Annotated in this window: 5 protein-coding genes; 3 read left to right on the forward strand and 2 right to left on the reverse strand. The window is 54.4% G+C overall.

Annotation, left to right across the window (positions count from 1 at the left end; genetic code table 11):
• Positions 1-740: TRAP transporter large permease subunit (locus tag K5905_RS27635; protein WP_297590342.1), on the forward strand; the 740-nt coding region annotated here is incomplete at its 5' end.
• A gap of 10 nt (positions 741-750) precedes the next feature.
• Positions 751-1,626 (forward strand): dioxygenase, encoded by an 876-nt coding sequence (locus K5905_RS27640; RefSeq protein ID WP_297590344.1) that lies wholly within the window; start codon positions 751-753, stop codon positions 1,624-1,626.
• Positions 1,627-1,686: 60 nt separating this feature from the next.
• Here the strand turns inward: K5905_RS27640 and K5905_RS27645 are convergent, their stop codons facing one another.
• Both K5905_RS27645 and K5905_RS27650 read right to left on the reverse strand, forming a co-directional pair.
• Positions 1,687-2,367, reverse strand: coding sequence for a GntR family transcriptional regulator (locus K5905_RS27645; protein WP_297590347.1), 681 nt, complete (start codon positions 2,365-2,367; stop codon positions 1,687-1,689).
• A gap of 154 nt (positions 2,368-2,521) precedes the next feature.
• A complete protein-coding gene (locus K5905_RS27650) occupies positions 2,522-3,196 on the reverse strand; it encodes an NnrU family protein (protein ID WP_297590349.1) in 675 nt (224 codons plus the stop codon).
• 209 nt (positions 3,197-3,405) lie between these two features.
• On the opposite strand from K5905_RS27650, the gene K5905_RS27655 reads away from it, so the two are divergent.
• Complete coding sequence (locus K5905_RS27655; protein WP_297590351.1) at positions 3,406-4,623, forward strand: NnrS family protein; 1,218 nt, start codon at positions 3,406-3,408, stop codon at positions 4,621-4,623.
• Positions 4,624-4,780 lie beyond the last annotated feature (157 nt).

Genomic DNA, 4,780 nt, shown 5'->3' on the forward strand with positions numbered 1-4,780 from the left:
TTGCCTATGTGGTGGCCATTTACCTGATGGGTCGTTTTACACCAGCCTATGTCGGAGGTCGGCAGGTTGATGAGACAGAGTGGATGTCGCCGCTGGAAATCGCGGACAAGACTTTGCCGACACTGGTACTGATCACTGCCGTGCTCGGTGGGATCTACACCGGGTGGCTGACACCTGTCGAAGCCGGGGCAACAGGGTCCTTGCTCGGTCTTGTGATCGCGGCGCTCCGCAAGAAATTGACGCTCAAGACACTCTGGAACGCCCTTCTTGAAACGGGTCATATCACTGCCTCGATCCTGTTCCTGATTACCGCTGCCTCGATTTACAGCCGTATGCTGGGATTGGCCGGGCTACCCAACGAGCTTGGTGATCTTTTGAGCGAGACCCAGATGAGCTTCTTCTGGATCATGGTCATCTACGTCCTGCTGATGATCTTTTTGGGAACATTGCTGGACACCGCGTCGATCATACTGATCGTTGTGCCGTTGTTCCTGCCTCTGGTCGAACCGATGGGATTGTCCCTCATATGGTTCGGTATCGTCACAGTTGTCGGGGCTGAAATCGGGTTGCTTACACCACCGCTCGGCATTTCCTGCTTCGTCATCAAGGCCACTTTGAACGATCCGCGAATTTCGTTGAAGGATGTCTTCGTCGGAGCTTTCCCGTTTGCTTTGGTGATGTTGATCGTTCTCGTCGCACTGATCCGCTGGCCATCGCTCAGCCTTGCAATATTAAACTAAGAGGAATTCCATGCGTCACGTCACCAAAGACAACATAACAGACGTTTTCATGGGGTATTTCGGGTCCGACACCGACCCGCGACTGAAAGAGATTCTGAAGAGTCTGGTCACACACCTTCATGCCTTTGCCCGGGAAACCAACCTGACGCACGATGAATGGCGAAAAGGGATTGAGTTCCTGGAATGGGCCGGCAATATCTCCGATGAAGAGCGACACGAGTTCGTGCTGCTGTCGGATGTCCTCGGACTGTCTTCGCTTGTCGACATGCTGCATTCAAGTCCGGAAGGCACCTCTTCAAGCGTTCTCGGACCATTTCACATTACCGGTGCTCCCCCATTGCCGATCGGAGGAGATCTTCGAAAGGACTTCACCGAACAGGTGCTGCTGGCGGAAGGCCGGGTTCTGGATCCCGACGGCAATCCAATTGAAGGTGCCGAACTGGACATCTGGCAGACAGCACCTAACGGCATGTATTCCAGCCAGGATCCGGACCAGGATACCTATTCCTTCCATGGCATTCAGACGACCGACAAGGACGGGCGCTATGCCTTCACTTCGGTCAAGCCGATCAGCTATACGGTTCCGGGGGATGGTCCGGTCGGGGAAATCCTGCGTGCCAGCGGCCGCCATCCCTGGCGTCCGTCGCATCTGCACTACATCGTCAAGGCGCCGGGTTTCCGTCCTCTGGTGACCGAGATCTTTCCCGATGACGATCCCTATCTGGATGAAGACACGGTTTTCGGCGTCCGCGATGACCTTGTCATGACCTATATCGAGAAGCCGGCCGGTTCGTTCCCGGCAGAAGGATTTGAACTCTCGGGCAAGGTTGATGGACCGTATCTCCTGGCGTCCTTCGACCTCACTCTGGTGCCGAAGGGCACCTGAAAGAGGCGAGGGGCCGTGACCCGAAGGCGGCCCCTTTGCCTTGTTCCTTGTGATTTCTGATTATTCCGCCGCTTCAGTGACGAAGTGCTTTTCAAGAAACGCGCCGGTGTTCCGGTAATGGTCGAGCAACAGATGGCAGGCCTTGTCGGCATCCCTGTCAACCGCGGCATTCATGATATCCGTGTGCTCCTTGCCGATGTCACGCTTTGAGTAGTTCAGCGCCTTGCCGGCCAGGTAGCGGTAACGGATGTTCAGGTCGTAGAGCTGATTGCAGAACTTCAGCAGCACCGGCGAGTGGCAGGCGCTCAGCAAATTCATGTGAAATGCCTTATGCAACGCCTCGAACGGTTCGACGTTCGTCCGGGGTTCGCGCATCATGCGGTGATGGCTGATGACCAGTTTGTCTTCCCAGGCATGGTCCGCATTGGTGAGACTTTCCCTGAGCGCCATTTTTTCCAGATGGCACCGCAGGTTCAGGATTTCCGAAAAATTCTGCGGACTGATCTCAGCCGTTCTGAAACCGCGCTGATCGAGGCGTTCGACCAGAAGGTCCGATACGAGCAGCGTGAGTGCTTCGCGGATCGGCGATCCGCCCATATCGAGAATGGTGCGAAGTCTCTCGATTTTGAGTTTTTCACCTGGCGGCAGCTCGCCGATCAGGATCATGCGCCGGATCGCAAGATATGCGCGTTGTGTCGCTGACGGCTCTTGCGCCGGATCGATTTGCGTTTGAATTGACATATCCAATAATATCGATTTTCTGCTCGGTTATCCAGTTTTAACTAGAACTTTTACAGCAAGTTCAAGAGCTGTTCATAACGGAATCGGTCAAACACCTGCCGCATAAGTAAACTCTTTGTCAGCAACACTCAAATCAGGTTCCGTAAGGACGCTTTTAGGCGAATGGATCCACACCCGCAAACAGCACATGTGAATGTGCCAAGGCAACGTAGACAATCACCGCAATTGCGAATCTGATGAGAGTGCTCATGCCGGGCGAAGATACGGTCGTATTTGCCTGGTTTGTTTCCTCAAGCAATCTGGTCCAGTCACTCCCAAGTTCACGCCGGCGTCGCTTGTCGATGATCTTCATGCCGAGGAACGAGAACAAGGCAAATGTTCCAAACAGGATGACATGTGCCAAATCTCCGTTGGGGACCAAATGCGCTGCAGACCACAAGAACAGCGCACCAAGTATGGGATGGCGCATCCAGCGGATCAGTCCGGGACTTTTGGGGTCGAACCGGTCGTTGTGGATGCCGCCGAAGGAGAACGGGTTGGGAACGGCCACGCCAAATGCAAGGATCAGGCAGACCGGAAACATCGTCAAGATAGGGACCCAGTTCTGCCAGGGAGCCCACATCCAAACTTCAACGTAAGGGGCTGTTTTTGCAGCTTCGATCAACCACCATAAAATCAGCACCGACAGCGCGGAGTACGCAGCGGAAAATCCCCGTGTACCAAGGAGCCGGACCAGTACAGGACGTATCGGTGGGCGGATCAGTATCATGTGGGAGGCAAAAAACACTGCGAAGGCAGCGATGAAGTTCACCCAACCGTTTCCGGACATTGTGTTTTCAACATTCCTTTTTGGCGAATTCGTTAAGGATTCTCCCGAGAGGAGAGATATACATGAGATTTATACTCAAGATTTTTCCCGCGACTTGACTATGGTCAAGTCCCTTTGGGGCTGCTGCTGCGACCATTGACGGACTGCATATTGCTGAAGTGCAGGTTCTGCAATCCTTCCATCCGGAAATTTCATTCGAGATCTAATTCATGGCAGCCGCTTCCCATCCGCATTCCTCCAGGACCGTCTGGCGTTATCCAACGTTTTTGACCGCAGGATTCCGGTTCTACTTTCTGGCTGCCGGGATTTTCTCGGTGTTTGCGATGCTTGCCTGGACAGTCTGGCTGAGCGTTCATGCCGCGGGTGGCGCGTTTGTCTCGGTGCCGATGGGTATGGCACCGCATCTTTGGCATGCACATGAGATGGTGTACGGCTATACGATTGCGGTAATGGCCGGATTTTTTATTACCGCCGTACCGAACTGGACCGGGTCCAAGGAGGCCGGGGCGGTATTTGTTTCGGTATCAGGTCTGGTATGGGTACTGGGTCGGCTTTCGGTCTGGTTCTCCGGTTCCCTTGACCCTGTCATAGTTGCCGTGGTGGATTTGGCGTTCATTCCCATTCTTGCCACCAGCATTCTCGGGCGCCTTGCCCAAAAGGCGCAACTTCGCAACGCGGTTTTTCTGTTTTTGCTGAGCGCACTGTTTACCGGCAATTTGCTGATGCACCTGGAATGGATCGGCTGGACCGAAAGGACGGCCGCCTCCGGTGTCCGTCTGGGACTGTTTATCAGCGCGGCGATGATTGTGATTATCGGCGGCCGGGTTGTTCCCGCGTTTACTCGAAATGCTCTCAATCGTATCGAATATGCCGGGTCGATGCCGGTCTCACACCCCTGGTTTGACAGAGCCGGGATCCTGCTTGCGCTACTGGCCGCAGTTTCCAGCGTCGTTCCGATACCCGAAACGGCTCTCGGTCTGATCTGTCTTGGGGCAGGGGCGGTCAACATGGCCAGGTTGGCGGGCTGGAAAGGATGGGCGACACTCAAAAGCCCGATCCTCTGGATACTGCATGTGGCATTTCTCCTGCTAACCGTGGGGTATATCGTTTACGGTTTCAGTCTTCTCTTTGATCTTTTCAGTGAAACTGCGGCCCTCCATCTTCTTGCTGCCGGAGCCGTTGGCGGCATGACACTCGCCATGATGACACGTGCATCGCTTGGACATAGCGGACGGCCGTTGAAAGTTTCCCTGCCGATCGCGCTGGCTTACCTTTCAGTGATCGCAGCGGCGCTCCTCAGAACATTCGGAACGCAGATTCTGGATTATTTTCCGGTGATGATTGCCTCCGGACTGCTTTGGATGATCGCGTTCGTTTTGTTCACCTGGGTCTATTTCCCGATCCTGACCAAACCTCGATCCCGATGACGGCAGAAACTTCAAGTATGTAGTGCGCGACAGATTGAAGCGCGGGCTGCTTGACGAAAATCAAAGTGAAGAGTGTGCATAAACCTTTTTTGCGCCGACAGGATTTCAACACGTCCTTGGTCGTGCGCTTGCCGTTGGCAATCGCCTGATACTCGAC

The sequence above is a fragment of the Roseibium sp. genome (genome assembly GCF_025698965.1).
Classification (GTDB): Bacteria; Pseudomonadota; Alphaproteobacteria; order Rhizobiales; family Stappiaceae; genus Roseibium.